The sequence below is a fragment of the Nocardia arseniciresistens genome (genome assembly GCF_046764875.1).
Classification (GTDB): domain Bacteria; phylum Actinomycetota; class Actinomycetes; order Mycobacteriales; family Mycobacteriaceae; genus Nocardia; species Nocardia arseniciresistens.
On sequence record NZ_JBKORD010000001.1, the window covers coordinates 230,427 to 247,947 of the forward strand.

19 protein-coding genes are annotated in these 17,521 nt (G+C 66.7%); 11 read left to right on the forward strand and 8 right to left on the reverse strand.

Annotation, left to right across the window (positions count from 1 at the left end):
• Window positions 1-32 precede the first annotated feature (32 nt).
• From ACLMAJ_RS01035 to ACLMAJ_RS01045, 3 genes are read right to left on the reverse strand one after another with little or no spacing between them, the layout of a single operon-like run.
• Window positions 33-1,811 carry an FAD-binding protein gene (locus tag ACLMAJ_RS01035; protein WP_412012001.1) on the reverse strand — a complete coding sequence of 593 codons (1,779 nt, stop codon included), beginning with the start codon at window positions 1,809-1,811 and terminating at the stop codon, window positions 33-35.
• A 60-nt stretch (window positions 1,812-1,871) separates the two neighbouring features.
• Window positions 1,872-2,138: a hypothetical protein gene (locus ACLMAJ_RS01040; RefSeq protein ID WP_412011524.1), complete on the reverse strand. Its 267-nt coding sequence runs from the start codon at window positions 2,136-2,138 to the stop codon at window positions 1,872-1,874.
• Window positions 2,135-2,989: a PHP domain-containing protein gene (locus tag ACLMAJ_RS01045; RefSeq protein WP_412012002.1), complete on the reverse strand. Its 855-nt coding sequence runs from the start codon at window positions 2,987-2,989 to the stop codon at window positions 2,135-2,137. Before ACLMAJ_RS01045 ends, ACLMAJ_RS01040 begins: the two co-directional genes overlap by 4 nt.
• A 63-nt stretch (window positions 2,990-3,052) precedes the next feature.
• On the opposite strand from ACLMAJ_RS01045, the gene ACLMAJ_RS01050 reads away from it, so the two are divergent.
• A complete protein-coding gene (locus tag ACLMAJ_RS01050) occupies window positions 3,053-4,129 on the forward strand; it encodes a magnesium and cobalt transport protein CorA (RefSeq protein WP_412011525.1) in 1,077 nt (358 codons plus the stop codon).
• A gap of 22 nt (window positions 4,130-4,151) precedes the next feature.
• On the opposite strand, the gene ACLMAJ_RS01055 is transcribed toward ACLMAJ_RS01050, so the two are convergent.
• From ACLMAJ_RS01055 to ACLMAJ_RS01065, 3 genes are read right to left on the reverse strand one after another with little or no spacing between them, the layout of a single operon-like run.
• Window positions 4,152-4,733 carry a suppressor of fused domain protein gene (locus tag ACLMAJ_RS01055; protein WP_412011526.1) on the reverse strand — a complete coding sequence of 194 codons (582 nt, stop codon included), beginning with the start codon at window positions 4,731-4,733 and terminating at the stop codon, window positions 4,152-4,154.
• Between the two features lie 4 nt (window positions 4,734-4,737).
• Window positions 4,738-5,229, reverse strand: a complete 492-nt coding sequence (locus ACLMAJ_RS01060; protein ID WP_412011527.1) for a YflT domain-containing protein — start codon at window positions 5,227-5,229, stop codon at window positions 4,738-4,740.
• A 57-nt stretch (window positions 5,230-5,286) separates the two neighbouring features.
• Window positions 5,287-6,216, reverse strand: a complete 930-nt coding sequence (locus ACLMAJ_RS01065) for an HpcH/HpaI aldolase/citrate lyase family protein (protein ID WP_412011528.1) — start codon at window positions 6,214-6,216, stop codon at window positions 5,287-5,289.
• A gap of 63 nt (window positions 6,217-6,279) precedes the next feature.
• On the opposite strand from ACLMAJ_RS01065, the gene ACLMAJ_RS01070 reads away from it, so the two are divergent.
• The 9 genes from ACLMAJ_RS01070 to ACLMAJ_RS01110 all read left to right on the forward strand — a co-directional run bounded on the left by ACLMAJ_RS01070 (window position 6,280) and on the right by ACLMAJ_RS01110 (window position 14,175).
• Window positions 6,280-7,566, forward strand: a complete 1,287-nt coding sequence (locus ACLMAJ_RS01070; protein WP_412011529.1) for a magnesium transporter MgtE N-terminal domain-containing protein — start codon at window positions 6,280-6,282, stop codon at window positions 7,564-7,566.
• Complete coding sequence (locus tag ACLMAJ_RS01075; protein ID WP_412011530.1) at window positions 7,559-8,173, forward strand: DUF1003 domain-containing protein; 615 nt, start codon at window positions 7,559-7,561, stop codon at window positions 8,171-8,173. The genes ACLMAJ_RS01070 and ACLMAJ_RS01075 overlap by 8 nt, the downstream gene beginning before the upstream one ends.
• Before the next feature lie 152 nt (window positions 8,174-8,325).
• Window positions 8,326-9,825, forward strand: coding sequence for a lytic transglycosylase domain-containing protein (locus ACLMAJ_RS01080; protein WP_412011531.1), 1,500 nt, complete (start codon window positions 8,326-8,328; stop codon window positions 9,823-9,825).
• A gap of 115 nt (window positions 9,826-9,940) precedes the next feature.
• The gene (locus ACLMAJ_RS01085; protein ID WP_412011532.1) at window positions 9,941-10,813 is read left to right on the forward strand and encodes a lytic transglycosylase domain-containing protein; all 873 of its coding nucleotides are present in this window, start codon (window positions 9,941-9,943) and stop codon (window positions 10,811-10,813) included.
• Window positions 10,814-10,833: 20 nt separating this feature from the next.
• Entirely contained in the window at window positions 10,834-11,967 is a 1,134-nt protein-coding gene (locus ACLMAJ_RS01090; protein ID WP_412011533.1) for an Mrp/NBP35 family ATP-binding protein, read from the forward strand.
• 118 nt (window positions 11,968-12,085) lie between these two features.
• On the forward strand, window positions 12,086-12,409 hold the full coding sequence (locus tag ACLMAJ_RS01095; protein WP_412012003.1) for a DivIVA domain-containing protein: 324 nt from the start codon (window positions 12,086-12,088) through the stop codon (window positions 12,407-12,409).
• Window positions 12,406-12,972, forward strand: coding sequence for a DNA-3-methyladenine glycosylase I (locus ACLMAJ_RS01100; protein ID WP_412011534.1), 567 nt, complete (start codon window positions 12,406-12,408; stop codon window positions 12,970-12,972). Before ACLMAJ_RS01095 ends, ACLMAJ_RS01100 begins: the two co-directional genes overlap by 4 nt.
• Before the next feature lie 200 nt (window positions 12,973-13,172).
• Window positions 13,173-13,340, forward strand: coding sequence for a DUF3117 domain-containing protein (locus ACLMAJ_RS01105; protein WP_011211259.1), 168 nt, complete (start codon window positions 13,173-13,175; stop codon window positions 13,338-13,340).
• Complete coding sequence (locus tag ACLMAJ_RS01110; protein ID WP_412011535.1) at window positions 13,327-14,175, forward strand: putative RNA methyltransferase; 849 nt, start codon at window positions 13,327-13,329, stop codon at window positions 14,173-14,175. The genes ACLMAJ_RS01105 and ACLMAJ_RS01110 overlap by 14 nt, the downstream gene beginning before the upstream one ends.
• An 82-nt stretch (window positions 14,176-14,257) precedes the next feature.
• On the opposite strand, the gene glgA is transcribed toward ACLMAJ_RS01110, so the two are convergent.
• On the reverse strand, window positions 14,258-15,505 hold the full coding sequence (gene glgA / locus ACLMAJ_RS01115) for a glycogen synthase (protein WP_412011536.1): 1,248 nt from the start codon (window positions 15,503-15,505) through the stop codon (window positions 14,258-14,260).
• Between the two features lie 68 nt (window positions 15,506-15,573).
• Here glgA and glgC point away from each other — a divergent pair, with 68 nt between their 5' ends.
• Window positions 15,574-16,788, forward strand: a complete 1,215-nt coding sequence (gene glgC, locus ACLMAJ_RS01120) for a glucose-1-phosphate adenylyltransferase (protein ID WP_412011537.1) — start codon at window positions 15,574-15,576, stop codon at window positions 16,786-16,788.
• A gap of 97 nt (window positions 16,789-16,885) precedes the next feature.
• On the opposite strand, the gene ACLMAJ_RS01125 is transcribed toward glgC, so the two are convergent.
• Window positions 16,886-17,470 carry an O-methyltransferase gene (locus ACLMAJ_RS01125; protein WP_412012004.1) on the reverse strand — a complete coding sequence of 195 codons (585 nt, stop codon included), beginning with the start codon at window positions 17,468-17,470 and terminating at the stop codon, window positions 16,886-16,888.
• Window positions 17,471-17,521 lie beyond the last annotated feature (51 nt).

Sequence of the window (17,521 nt, forward strand, 5' to 3'; positions counted from 1 at the left end):
CTCGCACGTCACGGTGCCGGGCCGGTGAGCTGTCACAACGGCAGTGGATCGCCTGCGGTGAGGTCGGGGTCTTCGGCGACCGACAGCCGCACGAACGGAACCGCCTCATGCGTGACCGACACCGGCTTCCGAGAACCCGCTGCCGTCACCGGGTTCCCGGATGCTGTCTCCGGAGCGATCAGTGCTTCGCCCCGCGTGGCAGTCGGCTCTCGTCGTGCCGACTTCGGCTCCCCGGTCGACGCCGATTCCCGGACTCCGACTACGGACGCGTGCGCGTCCGCGCGCACCCACACCATGTCAAGGCCGCCTGACGTCAACCGCACGCGCCAGTCGGCCGCGGCAACCGGATGATCGGTGCGCCGATGCATCCCTCTACTCTCCGTGCGCGCCAACGCGCTGTGCTTGGTCCACCGTGCCACCGCCAGCAGGGCCGCCGCCTGCCTGGCTCGCAGTCGTTGCGCGCCGGTGCCGCCGAGACCGAATTCGGCGCCCGGCCACATGCCGTCGAGTTCGCCGATGCTGTCGCTCAGGCTGCCCGCGCTGCGCAAGTAGCTGCGTCGCAGCGGCAACGTGTGCTCCTGCACCAGCCCGACCACCGCCCGCGGATCGATCCTGGCCTCCGGGTTGAGCCCGGCGCCGGGTATTTCGCGCGCAGGCCCGAGTCTGCCCCTGGCGCGCGCGAACCCTGCAGCGCCCGCTCCCGCCCATACGCCGGAGGCGATGGCCCACGCGCCGCCCTGTCCGCCGAAACCGCTGACCGCGCCGGTGATCTGCTCCCGAGTTGTCACGTCGCCCGCGCCGTAGAGTCCGGCCACCGTCGTCGCGCAGTCCGTTCCCACGATGCGCAGGCCACCGGTGCCCCGCACGGTGCCCTCCAGCACCGCACGCAATGGAACCCGCTTGGTCTGGTCGACAATGCCTTGCTGCGACATCCGGCGACGGACCCCGTACGGCACATCTTCGAGAGCCGCGTACACGCGGTGACCGTCGAGGATCGCCGCGAACGCCGCGGCGCGATGGCCGGTGATGACCGCGCCGGATTCGTCGTAGAGCGTGGCGAAATGCAGCGCTAGACCGCAGGTGAAGCTCGAGTTCGGCACCGGCTCCAGGCCGTAGGCGCTGGAGAATTCCATGCCCGACAATTGCGCGCCCGCTTCGGCGGCCAGCAGCAGTCCGTCACCGGTGTCGACGTCGGTGCCGGCGCCGCCGGATAGGAAGGCGCAGCCGCCGGTGGCCACCACCACCGCGCCCGCGCGGACCGTCCAGCTGCGAAACCTGTTGTGCTGTTGTACTCCGGTAGCGCCCGCCACCACTCCGTCACGATCGGCGAGCAGTTGCAGCGCGGGATGGTGATCGAGAATGCGCACCCCGGCGCCGAGCAGGCTGCGCCGCATCCTGCGTAGATAGCTCGCCCCGTCCAGGCACACCCCTAGCGAGGTGGGCTTGTCCGGCGCGGTCCCCCGTTGCGATCCCGGTGTCAGCCCATTTCCGTCCGGGGTACGGCCGTCGCCGGGAAACCGATACCCCCACCGCATCAATTGCTCGACGCGCAGATGGGTCTCCTCCAGCACTCGATGCATCCAGTCCGGATCGCCGAGGCAGCCGCCGTGCTCGTACGCAAGCCGTACCGCCTCGTCCCGTGCCGGTCCCCGCGGGATATTCCACAGCGAGGTCGTGCCGTAGGCGGTCGGCCCACTTGTCCCACAGCGACCCTTGTCGACGAGCACGACCCTGGCGCCGGTCGTGGCGGCGGAGACGGCGGCCCAGGCCCCCGCGGGACCGCCTCCTAGAACCAAAACGTCCGTCTCCATTTCGATCACAAGGAGAAATGTTCGACCACAATTCACCCGGCCGCAACCATTACCGGAATTTCAGCTCCACCACTGCGTCCATAGCAATAATCCGGCAGCCAGAAAAACAACCACCGATCCGGAAAAAGCGGCGAAACCCCGATGTTTATCCGAAAAAATCTGTGCCGCAATGACGGTCGCCGACGCGACGAGATGCCAGGTTATCGACACACCTCCGGGACCGGGAAACTCGCGCCGTGCAGCGATGATCGCGGTGCCGATGACGACGAGGGTGAGGACGAACGTCCCGGCGGCGACAACTCCGCTCAGTCCGCGCACCAGTCTCACGAGCCGATCACCGGCACTCCCGTCGCTTTGCCGGCTAGTTCCTCGAATTGCGCTGGGTCAGTGGTGAACTCACCGAGCCGAATGGTCTTGTTAGCGCCGTGATAGTCCGACGAGCCGGTACCGATCAGACCGAGTTCGTTCGCCAGTTCCCCGAGCACGACGCGGTCGGCCTCGGAATGATCCGGATGGTCGATCTCGAGTCCGCCGAGGCCGAGCGTGGCGAGTTCGCGAATATCATCGAGCGCCAATAGCCGTCCGCGCTTGCGTGCCCTGGTATGCGCGAGCACGCTGACGCCACCAGCGGTGGCAATCATTTCGACCGCCTTGCGCAGCGGCGTGTCGGCCTTTTCCGCGTAATACGGTCCGTGCGGGGCGAGTAATTCGGTAAATGCCGCGTCGACACTGGGTACTACACCCGCCTCGACAAGCGCACGCGCAAGATGCGGCCGTCCCGCCGACCCGCCGGCCGAGGCAAGCACGGCATCCGGATCGATGGGCAGTCCGTCGGCCCGCATCAGCTCGGCCATCATGCGCAGCCGGTCCACCCGCTCGGCACGCAACCGCTCCCGCTCGTCGGCGAAACACCGATCCGCCGGGTCGAAAAGGTACGCGAGCAGATGCACTGGAACGGGCCAGCCGTCGTCGCCGAGGCCGATGCAGGACATCTCCATACCGCGCACCAGGCTCAAGCCCTTGGGCAGCGCGTCGACCGCCTCGGTCCACCCCGCGGTGGTGTCGTGGTCGGTGATCGCGACGACGTCGAGGCCTGCCGCTGCCGCATTGCGGACAAGTTCGGCAGGGGTGTCGGTACCGTCCGACGCGGTCGAATGGGTATGCAGGTCGATGCGCACGCCTTCCAGTCTTACAGTGCGCACGCGGCGAGCCTGCACGCGCAGGCGACGTAGCATCGACCGGTGCCATCCATTCCGCCGTTGCCGTCCTTCCGCGGCCAGGGTCGAGCGCGTACGCCGCTGCCCCGCATTCCCGTTCCGACCGCACGGGCGGTGGTCGACTGCGCGATCTACGTCGACGGCAAGCGGCTGCCGGGCAGGTTCAACCATTCGGATGCCATGGCCGAGGTCGGCAATCGTGGAAACGGGTTCGTGTGGGTCGGGCTGCACGACCCGGACGAGTATCAAATGGCCGACATCGCCAAGACCTTCGACCTGCACCCGCTGGCCGTCGAGGACGCGGTCAAGGCACATCAACGACCGAAACTAGAGCGCTACGACGACACACTGTTCCTCGTGCTTCGCACGGTCACCTACGTCGAGCACGAATTGCACAGCATCAGTGAGATCGTCGAGACCGGCGACATCATGGTCTTCGTCGGACCCAATTTCGCGGTGACCGTGCGGCACGGCGAACATTCCGGACTCGCCGGTGTCCGAAAGCAATTGGAGAGTCATCCTGAGCAACTCATGTTCGGTCCCGGCTCCGTATTGCACGCGGTCGCCGACCACGTCGTGGATTCCTACATCGAGGTGGCTCTGTCGGTCGAGAACGATATCGAGGAGATGGAGGAGGCGGTCTTCACCCCGCGCAACACTGTAAGCATCGAAACGATCTACCAGCTCAAGCGCGAGGTCGTCGAGCTGCGGCGCGCGGTCAATCCGCTACAGGTACCGCTCCAGTTACTCGGCCACAAGCCGGATCTGCCGCTGCCCAAGGAGATTCGGCGCTATCTGCGTGATGTGGCCGACCACCACATCACGGTCTCCGAGCGCATCACCGACTTCGACGAGTCCTTGAGCGAACTGGTCAGCGCCGCACTCGCCAAGATCGGCGTGCAGCAGAACACGGATATGCGCAAGATTTCGGCATGGGTGGCCATCGCGGCGGTGCCGACGATGGTCGCCGGTATCTACGGCATGAACTTCACCCATATGCCCGCGCTGGAGGCGGAGTGGGGCTTCTGGGTGGTGCTGGTGATCACCCTCGGCATCTGTGTCGGTCTGTACGTCAATTTCCATCGCAACAACTGGCTCTGACCACACCATCGGCGTCGCGGACCTACAGCGACGCAGCACCTCTCGCGGGATCGTGCACGTCGATGCCCGCCTCCGCCCACGCATCACGCAACGCCTGCGCACCGCGCAGCCGCACCCACGCCGCCTCGGTCGCGGTCACCGGGATGACCGTCAGATACCGAACCGGCTCGGCGGGCTCGGGTAGCAGTACTTCGGGAATGTCGCTCGCGCCCAACAACACCGCGGTAAACGGTGCGTCCTGCCAAACCGGCTCGCCCAGGTCCAGCAGCGCATCTGCCTGCAGCACAACACCTTCCACCACGGGCGTCGCGACAAGCACACCGAGCGTCTTGGCAAGCCCCGTGCTAGTCCCTGTCCCGGTCCGCAACGCGAGCACCAGCTCGGCACGCGGCCCGCGCACCGGATCGGCGAGCAGGTCGCTGGGATCACCCATCGGATGGCGCGACCCACCCAATGTGACGTAGTGCACCAGATCGTCGCCGGGAATCCGCAGTATTTCGATGGGTTCCAGTCCGAGGAACGTCACCGACGCCGAATCCACGCCCGCGGTGTCCACACCGAAGTGGTCCAACACCTCGGTGCGGACCTTATCCACTACTTCCATGCGCTCAGATCGCCAACCGCGCGAGCATGTCGCGGGCCTGCTCGGCCGACTTCGGATCGCACAGCACGTCATAGCGTCCCGCCACCAACTGCATGGTGGAGGCGAAATCGCGCTGCCCCTTGGTCGCCGCGTACGGGATCGAGGTGGAGATGACGCCGAAGATGATGCCGCCGACCAGACCGACGATCAGCGGACCGAGCGCGCCGCTTGTGGTGAAAAGGCTGAGCAGCAGGCCGAGGAAAAGGCCGAGCCACGCACCCGACACGACTCCCCCACCGATTACCTTGCCCCAGGTCAGTCGATATAGGACCCGCTCGACCTGCATCAAATCGACACCGACGATGGTCACGTCCTGTACCGGGAACTGCCCGTCGGCCAGGAAGTCGACTGCCTTCTGCGCCTCGGCGTAGGTCGGGTAGGAGCCCACCGGCCAGCCCGTCGGCGGCGTCGGCAGACCCTGCCGTGCGCGGTTCGCGTTCCCCATGGGATTCGTCATACCTCTATTGTGCTATTCCGACTGGTCCTTCGGTGGTGTGAAACGCCCCGCCGCCCGTCATCGAGATGAACGCCGCATTCCGGCGGCCCGTCCCTTGTCGGCGATCACCTGCGCCATCTTCGCACTCGCCTCGTCGATCATCTCGTCACCGAGCATGACCGCACCACGCGCGCCGCCCGCAGCGGAGGTATGGAAAGCGTAGGCATCCAAAATCTGTTCGGCGCGGTCGTAATCGACCTGTCTCGGGCTGAAAATCTCGTTGGCGGCGTCGATTTGACCGGGATGCAGCACCCATTTGCCGTCGAAACCGAGCGCCGCGGTGCGTCCGGCCGCCCTCCGGAACCCTTCGACGTCGCGGATTTGCAAATAGGGGCCGTCGATCGCCTGCAAGCCGTGCGCGCGGGCCGTGAGCAGGATGGTCATCAGGATGTGATGGTAGGCGTCGCCGGTGTCGTAACCCTCCGGCTGTTCACCGACAACGAGGGTCCGCATGTTGATGCTCGCCATGAAATCGGCTGGGCCGAAGACCAGCGTCTGCACCCGTTGGCTGGCCGTGGCGATCTCGTCGATATTGCGCAGTCCCATCGCGTTCTCGATCTGCGGTTCGATGCCGATCCTGCCGACCTCGAGTCCGCTGGCCTTCTCCAACTGGGTGAGCAACAGATCCAGCGCCCTGACCTGGCCCGCATCGGTGACCTTCGGCAGCAGGATCGCGTCGAGCTGCCTGCCCGCGCCCTCGACGACCATGATGACGTCGGCGTAGGTCCATTCGGTCGTCCAGTCGTTGACGCGCACCACCCGCAGCTGCGTGCCCCAGCCCGGTTCGTTGAGCGCCGCCACGATATTCGCGCGTGCCGCCGCCTTGGCCCCGGGCGCGACCGCGTCCTCGAGATCGAGGAACACCTCGTCCACGGGCAAGCCCTTGGCCTTCTCGATCATTTTCGGGTTGCTGCCGGGGCAGGCGAGCACCGAACGGCGCGGTTTCATGATCACTCCCGTCGATCGTGGCGTGGTAGATGCACCCGCCGCTGAACCTCTAGCCTGACAGCCATGGCAGCAACCAGGGTGTACGTCGCCAGGCTCGCAGGTCTGGTGGTGCTCGGACCGGACGGCGAGTCTATCGGCCGGGTTCGCGATGTCGTCGTGGCCGTCCGCTACGACGGCCAGCAGCCGCGCATTCACGGTCTCGTTGTCGAATTGCCGACCCGGCGGCGGATTTTCGTGCCGATGCTGCGGGTCACCGCGATCGAACCCGGCGTGGTGACGCTGAATACCGGCACGGTCAGCCTGCGCCGATTCGCGCAGCGGCCCGGCGAGCTGCTCGCACTCGCCCAGATCGTGGATTCCTCGGTGCGAGTGAATGATCCGGATCTACCGGATCTCGACGGCATAGACGTCTTTGTCGCCGATCTCGCGATCGAGCAGACCAGGACACGAGACTGGGTGGTGACCAGGGTCGCGGTGCGTGGACACCGGCGAATCGGTCGTCGCCGCACCGTGCATGTAGTGGATTGGATGCAGGTCAGCGGGCTGACGCCCTACGAGGTCGGCAGGCCGGGCCAGGACGTCACCCAGTTGCTTTCCCAGTTCGAAGGCATGCGAGCCGCCGATGTCGCGCACCTGCTGCGTGAGCTTCCCGAAAAGCGGCGCATCGAGGTCGCCGAGGCGCTCGACGACGAGCGGCTCGCCGATGTCGTGCAGGAGCTGCCCGACGACGAACAGGTCGATCTACTCGGTCATCTGGAGGTGCGCAGGGCCGCCGACGTGCTCGAGGCCATGGATCCCGACGATGCCGCCGACCTGCTCGGCGAGCTGTCGAAGGGTGAACGCGAATCGCTGCTCGCGCTGATGGATCCGGAGGAGTCCGAGCCGGTACGCAGGCTGCTGGAGCACTCCCCTGACACCGCCGGTGGTCTGATGACGCCGAAACCGATCGTCCTGACCCCCGCGACCACGGTCGCCGAAGCTTTGGCTCGGGTTCGCAATCCGGATCTGACCCCGGCGCTGGCCTCCATGGTGTTCGTCGTCCGCCCGCCGACGGCCACCCCGACCGGCCGATACCTGGGTTGCGTACATATTCAGCAGTTGTTGCGTGAACCGCCCGCCCATCTGGTGGGCGCCTTGCTCGACAACGATCTCTCCCCGCTGCTGCCCGACGTACCGCTCGGCGCGGTGACTCGCTACTTCGCCACCTACAACCTGGTCTGTGCGGCAGTGGTGGATGCGGAGAATCATCTACTCGGCGCGGTGAGCGTCGATGACGTCCTCGACCATCTGCTACCGCAGGATTGGCGCGACCAGGAAGAAGTGCACGTGAGGGTCGCCGGACATGAATGACAAGTCGAGCAGCAGGCCGGGGTCGAGTTCGGCGCGCCAACGCCTGGAAACTCCGGTCGAGACCCGATTCCGGATCGATTGGGACGCCGACGCGCTCGCGCGCTACAGCGAGCGCATCGCCCGATTCCTCGGAACTGGTCGATATCTGGCGATTCAGACCATCGTGGTGATCTTCTGGATCGCGCTGAACGTGTTCTGGTTCGCGCTGCGCTGGGACCCGTACCCGTTCATCCTGCTCAACCTGGCGTTCTCCACCCAGGCGGCCTACGCGGCGCCGCTGATTCTGCTTGCGCAGAACCGGCAGGACAACCGCGACCGAGTGTCGTTGGAAGAGGACCGATCTCGCGCCGCGCAGACCAAAGCGGACACCGAATTCCTCGCCCGCGAACTCGCGGCATTGCGTATCGCGGTCGGCGAAGTGGCCACCCGTGACTATCTGCGGCGTGAGTTGGACGAGATGCGGGAGGTACTCGACCGCATCGAGGAGGCCGCGGGGCCTTCGAATGAAGGCACGAACGCCGATAAACCCGCCAAGGCGAGTCGCAAGAAATCCACCGGCCGAAAGCAGTCCACAGGCCCGGAATGGCCGCCATCAGCTGATGATTGACCGGAAATGCTCAACAACACACCTGACTGGTGGGTAACCTGGAGTCCGTTGTCCGGAGCGCTCGGGCAGGAAATGGGCGAGTTCGGGCATTCGCCCGCTGCGGCGCCCCTCCAGCCAAACGCTCACACGACGTAGAGGATTGGTGTGGCCGAATGCGAATATCTGCTCCGATAACCGTTTCGGCCCTTGTCGTCGCGGGTCTCGTCTCTGCTGGCTCGGCCTCTCATACCGCTCGATCAACCACCCCGCCCGATGCGCCGGAAGCGCTGCTCGCCGCGTCCAGCGGTCCGGCCGCCGGTACCGGCGGCGCGGGCATGGTCGCGGACGCGCCGTTGTCCCGGACAGTTGGCCTCCTACCGGTCACACCCGACGCACCCCGCAAACTTCGAGCAATGACCCCGTCCGCCGACGGCTTGCCGATGTTCGCGAGCTCCGTACCGCTGCACGACATCGTGCTGCCCATGAGCGGAGGCGCACTCGGAATCCCGCAGATCGTGCTCGCGGCCTATCGCAATGCCGAACTGGCCCTGGAATCCTCGATGCCGGGCTGCGGAGTGTCCTGGAGCCTGCTCGCCGGTATCGGCCGCATCGAATCCGGACACGCAAGCAGCGGGCGCACCGACGCCGCGGGCACCACCGTCTCGCCGATCTTCGGACCTGCCCTCGACGGCACCCTGCCGGGTAACGAAGTGATCAAGGCCGCCGACGGCAGCGCGATACGCGCCATCGGCCCGATGCAGTTCTTGCCGGGCACCTGGGCCGGGTACGCCGCGGACGGCAACGGCGATGGTGTCGCCGACCCGCACAACGTTTTCGACGCCTCGCTCGCCGCGGGCAAGTACCTCTGCTCGGGCGGCTTGAACCTGCGCGACCCGGCGCAGGAATTGCGCTCGGTGCTGCGCTACAACAACTCGATGGCCTACGCCGCCAACGTGTTGAGCTGGTCGGCGGCCTACCGCACCGGCGGCACGCCGAGCCAGGTCAGCATCCCCCCCGGCCTGATCCCGCCGGGCACCGCGCCCATCCAGGCCGGCCCGGACATGCTTGCCGTCAACTCGGTGGCACCCACCACCGCCGCGCCGCCGCCGCCCGCAGCGACCACCATCACTCCCGCGCTACCGACCCAGGTGATGATCATCATCCCCGGTCTGCCGCCGATTCCGTGCGGCATCTTCTGCCCGGCACCGCCCAAGCCCGTGAATCCCTGCGACCCGCCGGTGGTCGCAGCGCCGATGCCGCTGCCGTTGCCGCTTCCACTATCGCTACCGCTACCGCTACCGGGCGAGCCCGCGCCGGTGCAGGTCGCGCCGGGACAGACGTATGGCGTTGCGGGCGAACCGAACACAGCGGACGAACCGAACGATCCTGAGCGCCGGAAGCAGCCTCAGCTGCCCGCCTCGTGCACGCAGCCGAACGTCGCCCCCAATGGCCAGGCGCCCGCGCAATTGCCGGGCGAAGCACCGCAAGCCCAGCCGACCCAGCCGACCCAGCCCACCGAGCCCGCCGAGCCCGCCGAGCCCGCCGAGGAGCCACAGGTCGCAACGCCGCCCGAGCCCGCCGAGCAGGCCCCCGCCGCGGCCGCCACACCCACTCCGGCGCCGGGCATCACGCTGCCGTTCGGCATCGTGATTCCGCTGCCGCCGCAGGGTTGATGCCAAACCGAAATGCAGGTCACGAAGCAGTAACAAAAAGGTCTCGAATGCGGTACTCTCATCTTCGTCCATCACGAAGGGCTCGACGTCGAGTCAATGGGAGGGTCACCGCACAGTGGGGCGTCACCGAAAGCCACCGGCTGCCACCGCAAGACGCAGCTCGGTAATCGCATTAACCGGACTGGTTCCCGCTGGACTCGTGGCAGTCAGTGCCGCGTCCGATGTGGGCTCCGTCAGTCAGACCGCGGCATCGGCCTTGCAGCATTTTGCCGGTGAAGAACAAGACGACCAGGTTCCCAGACCGCTGGCCGTCGCCGCACAACCAGCGACGGCCGACTTCGTCGCTCACGCCATGGCAAAACAGGCGCGAACTTCGCCTCCCGTCGTGAAAACCGTTGCGCTGCCCGATGGTAGGCAACCGGCCGCGATGCCCGCTGGTCCCCTCGGTGTTCCAGGGGTCGCCATCGCCGCCTATCAAACCGCCGAGCAGACCCTTTCCGCCGAGAACCCTGTCTGCGGAATGCCGTGGTACCTGCTCGCAGGAATCGGCCGCGTCGAATCCACCCACGCGTTCGGCGGCAAGGCCGACGCGGACGGCAATCCGCTGACACCCGTCTACGGGCCGGTGCTCGACGGCAGCCTCTCCGGCAACAACGTGATCCACGATTCCGACGGTGGCTCGCTCGACGGACTGTCCGGATACGACCGCGCGATCGGCCCGATGCAGTTCCTGCCGGAAACGTGGAAGCACTACGCCGCCGACGGCAACGGTGACGGCATCGCCGACCCGCAGAACCTCTTCGACGCGGCGCTGACCGCCGGAAAGTACCTCTGCGAAGGCGGACTGAATATGCGTGATCTCGCCCAGCAGTCCAGGGCGATCCTGCGCTACAACAACTCGATGGCCTACGTCGCGAACGTCATGGCGTGGGCGACTTCCTACAGCAGCGGGGTCGCACCACAGCCCGGACAGCTGCCACGGATCTGACGCAACGTAAAATTCCTGCCATGTCAGTGGTTATGGAAGCGGATGTGCGGGGAGCCCTCGCAAAGGTCGACGACCCGGAGATCCGCAAACCGATCACCGAACTCGGCATGGTGAAAAGTATCGCGATCGGCACGGACAGCAATGTCCACATCGAGATCTACCTGACGACCGCGGGTTGCCCGCTGCGCACCGAGATCACGCAGCGGGTAACCAAGGCGGTTGCCGACATCGCGGGCGTCGGCGCCGTAACCGTCGAGCTCGACGTGATGGATGACGAGCAGCGCACCAACCTGCGCAAGCAGTTGCGCGGCGACTCGGCCGACCCGGTGATCCCGTTCGCCCAGCCCGGCTCGCTGACCCGCGTGTACGCGGTCGCCTCCGGTAAGGGTGGCGTCGGAAAGTCCAGTGTCACGGTCAATCTCGCCGCCGCCATGGCCGCGCGCGGACTCTCGGTCGGCGTGCTCGACGCGGACATCTACGGCCATTCCGTGCCACGCATGCTCGGTACCGACGCCCGGCCCACCCAGGTCGAGCGGATGATCATGCCGCCGCAGGCGCACGGCGTGAAGATGATCTCCATCGCGCAATTCACACAGGGCAATACGCCCGTGGTGTGGCGCGGCCCGATGCTGCACCGCGCGCTACAGCAGTTCCTCGCCGATGTGTTCTGGGGGGACCTCGACGTGCTGCTGCTCGACTTGCCGCCCGGCACCGGCGATATCGCGATCTCCATCGCCCAGCTCATCCCCGGCGCCGAGATCCTGGTCGTCACCACACCGCAGATCGCAGCGGCGGAGGTCGCCGAACGCGCGGGCGCTATCGCATTGCAGACCAGGCAGCGCATCGCGGGCGTCATCGAGAACATGTCCTGGCTCGACCTGCCAGACGGCAGCCGCATGGACCTCTACGGCTCCGGCGGTGGCCAGCTCGTCTCCGAGCGCCTGACCCGCGCCGTCGGCGCCGACGTCCCGCTGCTCGGTCAGATCCCGATCGAACAGGCCGTGCGAGAAGCGGGTGACGAAGGCATCCCGATCGTGCTGAGCGCACCGGAGAGCGCGGCAGGCAAGGCCATGCTGGACATCGCCGACAAACTCGCCGTCCGTCGCCGTGGCCTTGCGGGCATGTCCCTCGGAATCGACACCACAAGGCACTAGCAGGCCGCTGGCCCGCACCCATGTCCGTACGAATCGGTCGTCGCGGCCGAATCTCGAAGGCTGAATTCCGCTGTACGAGGTGTGACCGGTGTCGGTGGGTGCCAATAAGCTCATTCTCATGCTCACGCTGCTGTTGTATGTGCTGATCGTCGGTTTGGTCGCCGCGGTCTTGTTCCTGGTCGCCAGTGCGGTGTTCGGACGGTCCGAAGAGCTCGGACCACTACCGGAGGGCACGACCGCGACCGTGCTGCCCGTCGACGGCATCTCCGGCGCCGATGTGCGGGCGCTGCGCTTCCAACAGGTGGTGCGCGGCTACAAGGCGGGCGAGGTGGACTGGGCGCTGACCCGGCTTGCCGCCAGGATCGACGAACTACAGTCGCAGCTCGCCGAGGCGCGCAACAGCGCCCCGCGGCAAGTTCCCATCGTGCAGGAGCCGAAGTGAGCGCCTCGAGCGACACGGCGGTCGACGGCCTGATCCGCTGCCCATGGTCGGAGGCCTCCCAGCTCTACCGTGACTATCACGATCAGGAATGGGGCAGGCCGCTGCACGGTGCCGACGCCATGTTCGAACGGGTCTCTCTCGAGGCGTTCCAATCGGGGCTGTCATGGATCACCATCCTGCGCAAGCGCCCCGCTTTCCGCAACGCATTCGCCGGGTTCGAGATCGCCGAGGTGGCCGAGTTCGGCGAGGACGATGTGGCGCGGCTGCTCGCCGACCCGGGCATCGTGCGCAACCGATCCAAGATCGTTGCCACCATCGCCAACGCGCGAGTTGCCCTCGACCTCGATACCGGGCTCGACGAGCTGATCTGGTCGTTTGCACCCCCGCGACGCCCGCGCCCGAGACAGGTCGCCGACGTGCCCGCGATTACTGCCGAATCCGTAGCTCTGGCAAAAGAATTGAAGAGGCGCGGGTTCCGTTTCGTCGGCCCGACAACCGCCTATGCATTGATGCAGGCGACCGGAATGGTCGACGACCACCTGGCCGACTGCTGGATCCCATAGCGACCGTTGAAAGGGCCGGCGGTGAGCTGTCCAACACAGGCCGAGCGGTCACATTTCGAACTCAGGTATCCGTCCACAACGGCGATAGGGAAGAATAGGACCGGTGTAGCTCGCCAAATGCCGGCGAGCTCACCTGTTGGTGACAACTGGAGTTCCAAGAAAGTGCGCAGCATATCGCGCAGATCTGGAGGGAGCAGAGGATGGCGGCCATGAAGCCCCGCACCGGGGACGGTCCCCTCGAAGCAACCAAGGAAGGGCGTGGGATCGTCATGCGGGTTCCACTCGAGGGTGGCGGGCGTTTGGTCGTTGAGCTCACGCCGGATGAGGCAGCAGCGCTCGGTGACGAATTGAAGAGTGTCACCAGCTAGTCGCTCGGCACTTGCTGATGTGGCCGGTCTATTGGCCTGCCCCGAATGCGGTCTCGGTTTCGAGCCGCACGATCGGGTGCTGCGCTGCGGAGCCGGGCACAGTTTCGACATAGCCCGGCAGGGTTACGTCAGTTTGCTGACCGGCGCATCGACCAAAATGACCGGTGATACCGCGGCGATGCTCGACGCGCGGGCTGCTTTTCAGGGTAAAGGACATTTCGCGCCGATCGCCGTCGCGGTCGCTGCGGCGATCGGTTCGACGTCCGGCACTGTACTGGAGGTCGGCGCGGGCACCGGCTATTACCTGGCCGGTGTGCTCGATGCCGCGCCGGACGCGCGCGGCATCGCGCTGGACGTAGCCAAGCCCGCGGCGCGCCGCAACGCACGTGCGCATTCGCGCGCCGCGTCGGTACTCGCCGACGCCTGGCGCGGACTGCCGATCCTCGACGATGCGCTGAGCCGAGTCGTCTCGGTGTTCGCGCCACGCAATCCCGCCGAAGTCGCAAGGGTGCTGGCGACGGACGGCAGCTTTGTCGTCGTCACACCCACCGAACACCATCTGGCCGAGCTGGTCGGACCGCTCGGCATGGTGACGGTGGATCCGAACAAAGATCGCAGGCTCGGCGCGGCAATGTCCGGCCACTTCGATGCCATCGACCGCACCGTCGTGGAGTATTCGATGAAGCTCGGCCGTGCCGATGTGGCGGATGTGGTCGCGATGGGCCCTTCCGGGCACCATGCCGACCTATCCGATGATCCGCGGATCGCGGCCATGGCAGAGACCGTCGAGGTCACCGCGTCGGTCGTGGTCGCTACCTATCGACAGCTCGGCTAGCCGAACATAGAGCCTGCTGCCTCGCTCACAACCGGACCGTATGCACGACCGAATGACCGGCCGCCGCGCGGTCGGCCGGAGGTCAGGGTTTGCGGACCTGCTCATAGACCTCAACGGTCCGGGCAGCGACCTGGAGCCAGTCGAAGTCGGCGATCGCCAGCGCTCGTCCCGAGGCGCCGAACTCCGCGGCAAGCACCGGATCGCTCGCGACCTCGTTCACGGCCGCGGCCAGTTCGCGTTCAAAGTCCGGCCCCACACTCGGGTCGTAGTGCACAAGCCGTCCCGTCGCACCGTCGGCGACGACCTCGGGGATGCCACCGACATCGGAGGCGACCACCGCCGTCGCGCATGCCATCGCCTCCAGGTTCACGATGCCGAGCGGCTCGTAGACCGAGGGGCAGACGAAGACCGTTGCGGCGGCGAGGATCTGCCGGATCTGTTCGGTGGGCAGCATCTCGCGTACCCAGAACACATTGCCGCGGCGCTGCCGCAACTCGGCAACCGCGGTGGACACCTCGAGCTCCAACTCCTCGGTGTCGGGCGCGCCCGCGCACAGCACCAGCTGGATATCGGGATCGAAGTCCCGTGCCGCGGCGAGCAGATGCCCGACCCCCTTCTGCCTGGTGATCCGGCCGACGAAGGCCACCATCGGCCGGTCGGCGCGCACCCCGAGATCTGTCAGGATCGAGGGACCTGCCGCGGGAGGTCCCGGATGCCAGACCGTCGCGTCGATGCCGTTGTGCACCACATGAACCCGGTCCGGGTCGATCGCCGGGTAGGCGTCGAGCACGTCGAGCCGCATGCCCTCGCTCACCGCGATGATGGCGTCGGCATGCTCTACCGCATTGCGTTCCGACCACGAGGACAGCCGGTAGCCACCGCCGAGCTGCTCGGCCTTCCACGGCCGCCGCGGCTCCAGTGAATGGGCTGTCAACACATGCGGAATTCCGTACAGGGTGGCCGCGAGATGCCCGGCGAGCCCGGTGTACCAGGTATGCGAGTGCACCACGTCCACTTCGCCCGCGGCATCGGCCATGCGCAGTTGGGCCGACATCATCTGCAGCGCGGCATTGGCGGCGTAGAGCATCGGATCCGGTTGGTGCACTACCGCGTCGGTGCGCGGCACGCCCATGCAGTGCACCGTCATGTCACAAAGCTGCCGCAACCGATCGGTCAACTGGGTGACGTGCACGCCAGCACCGCCGTACACCTCCGGCGGGTACTCGCGGGTCAGCATCGCGACCCGAAGCCGGTCCTGCGCAAGGGCCTGGTCGGTTCGCTCGTGCCCGGATCCTGCCGCCGAGCGCGCACCCTCCGTGCCGAAACTCACCGGTTCAAAGTAGACGTTCGGGTCGCACGGGGCCACTCTCGCCCGCGCGGCGCGGTAGTTTGGCAGATGTGAGGAGCCAGCCGCACGTACTCGGGATCGTGCTCGCCGGTGGCGAGGGCAAGCGCCTTTTTCCACTCACCGCGGACCGGGCCAAGCCCGCTGTTCCCTTCGGCGGCGCCTACAGACTCATCGACTTCGTACTCAGCAACCTGGTCAACGCGGGTTTCCTGCGGTTGTGTGTGCTCACTCAGTACAAGTCGCATTCGCTGGACCGGCACATCTCACAGACCTGGCGACTATCGGGCTTCGGCGGCGAATACATCACTCCGGTGCCCGCCCAGCAACGCCTCGGTCCGCGCTGGTACACCGGCAGCGCCGACGCGATCATGCAGTCGCTGAACCTGATCTACGACGAGGACCCCGACTACATCGTGGTGTTCGGCGCCGACCACGTGTACCGGATGGATCCGGAGCAAATGCTTGCCGCGCACATCGATTCCGGCGCGGGTGTCACCGTGGCCGGCATCCGGGTGCCGCGCAGCGAGGCGAGCGCCTTCGGCTGCATCGACTCCGATGAGTCGGGACGGATCACCCAGTTCCTGGAGAAGCCCGCGCATCCGCCGGGCACCCCGGACGACCCGAACATGACCTTCGCCTCCATGGGCAACTACGTCTTCACCACCAAGGTGCTGGTGGATTCGATCCGCGCGGACGCCGACAACGCCGATTCCGACCACGACATGGGCGGTGACATCATCCCAACGCTCGTCCGTGCCGGTGACGCCGCCGTGTACGACTTCGCCGACAACGATGTCCCCGGCGCCACCGACCGCGACCGCGGCTACTGGCGCGACGTCGGCACCATCGACGCCTTCTACGACGCGCACATGGATCTGGTGTCGGTGCATCCGGTCTTCAACCTCTACAACAGGCATTGGCCGATCCGCGGTGCCGCCGAGAATCTGCCGCCCGCGAAGTTCGCGCAGGGCGGTCTCGCGCAGGAGTGTGTGATCGGCTCCGGCTGCATCCTGTCCGCGGCCACCGTGCGTAACTCGGTGCTCAGCTCCAATGTGGTGGTCGAAGAGGGCGCGACCATCGAGGGCAGCGTCCTGATGCCCGGAGTGCGTGTCGGTCGCGGCGCGGTGGTCCGCCGCGCCATCCTGGACAAGAACGTGGTCGTCGGCGAGGGCGAAATCATCGGCGTCGATCTGGATCGCGACCGCGAACGCTTCGCCGTGAGCAACGGCGGCGTCGTCACCGTGGGCAAGGGCGTCTGGGTCTGACCGCACGGACCACCTTGCCTGTGCGTACCTGATGGGCGCGGTCGGACAAAGGTCCGTCCGTTGACCGCGCACAGCCGCAGCGAAGGCGGAGGTACGCCTAGCCGCGTGAGGCGCAGAGCAGGCCGTCGCCCACCGGGATGAGCACGCTGGTCAGCTCGGGGTCCTCGGCGATCGCCCTGGTGGCGGCGCGTACGGCCTGGGTGGCAGCGTCACGCTGGGTCGCGTCGGGAACGCGGCCGCCGAGCAACGCATTGTGCAGCACGACGGCGCCACCCGCGCGCAGCAACCGCACCGCCTCCGTGACGTACTGCGGATGCTCGAGCGGCGCCGCATCGATGAAAACCAGGTCGTAGGCGCCGTCGGCGAGGCGGGGCAGCACATCGAGGGCGCGGCCGTTGATGAGCCTGGTGCGTGCGGGCAGGATCTCGGCGGTACGGAACGCTTCCTTGGCGGCCCGCTGGTGCTCGGGCTCGGAATCGATGGTGGTCAGCGTCCCGTCCTCGCGCATACCGTCCAGCAGCCACAACCCGCTGATCCCCGCGCCGGTCCCCACCTCGACGACCGTCCGCGCGCCGAGCAACTGCGCGTACATGCTGAGCAGCGCGCCGACCGAGGGCGCGACCGGCGCGGCACCGAGTTCGATGGCCCGTTCGCGCGCGCTGATGAGAACCTCGTCTTCCATGACGGATTCCTCCACGTAGGAGAGATTTCGCTCCAGGTTCGATGCCACGTA

Bases quoted from the DNA above. Each gene is read 5' to 3' on its own strand.
- ACLMAJ_RS01035 (WP_412012001.1), bottom strand. From the start codon at position 1,811: ATGGAGACGGACGTTTTGGTTCTAGGAGGCGGTCCCGCGGGGGCCTGG.
- ACLMAJ_RS01055 (WP_412011526.1), bottom strand. From the start codon at position 4,733: ATGGAAGTAGTGGATAAGGTCCGCACCGAGGTGTTGGACCACTTCGGT.
- ACLMAJ_RS01060 (WP_412011527.1), bottom strand. From the start codon at position 5,229: ATGACGAATCCCATGGGGAACGCGAACCGCGCACGGCAGGGTCTGCCG.
- ACLMAJ_RS01065 (WP_412011528.1), bottom strand. From the start codon at position 6,216: ATGAAACCGCGCCGTTCGGTGCTCGCCTGCCCCGGCAGCAACCCGAAA.
- ACLMAJ_RS01070 (WP_412011529.1), top strand. From the start codon at position 6,280: ATGGCAGCAACCAGGGTGTACGTCGCCAGGCTCGCAGGTCTGGTGGTG.
- ACLMAJ_RS01075 (WP_412011530.1), top strand. From the start codon at position 7,559: ATGAATGACAAGTCGAGCAGCAGGCCGGGGTCGAGTTCGGCGCGCCAA.
- ACLMAJ_RS01080 (WP_412011531.1), top strand. From the start codon at position 8,326: ATGCGAATATCTGCTCCGATAACCGTTTCGGCCCTTGTCGTCGCGGGT.
- ACLMAJ_RS01090 (WP_412011533.1), top strand. From the start codon at position 10,834: ATGTCAGTGGTTATGGAAGCGGATGTGCGGGGAGCCCTCGCAAAGGTC.
- ACLMAJ_RS01095 (WP_412012003.1), top strand. From the start codon at position 12,086: ATGCTCACGCTGCTGTTGTATGTGCTGATCGTCGGTTTGGTCGCCGCG.
- ACLMAJ_RS01105 (WP_011211259.1), top strand. From the start codon at position 13,173: ATGGCGGCCATGAAGCCCCGCACCGGGGACGGTCCCCTCGAAGCAACC.
- ACLMAJ_RS01125 (WP_412012004.1), bottom strand. From the start codon at position 17,470: ATGGAAGACGAGGTTCTCATCAGCGCGCGCGAACGGGCCATCGAACTC.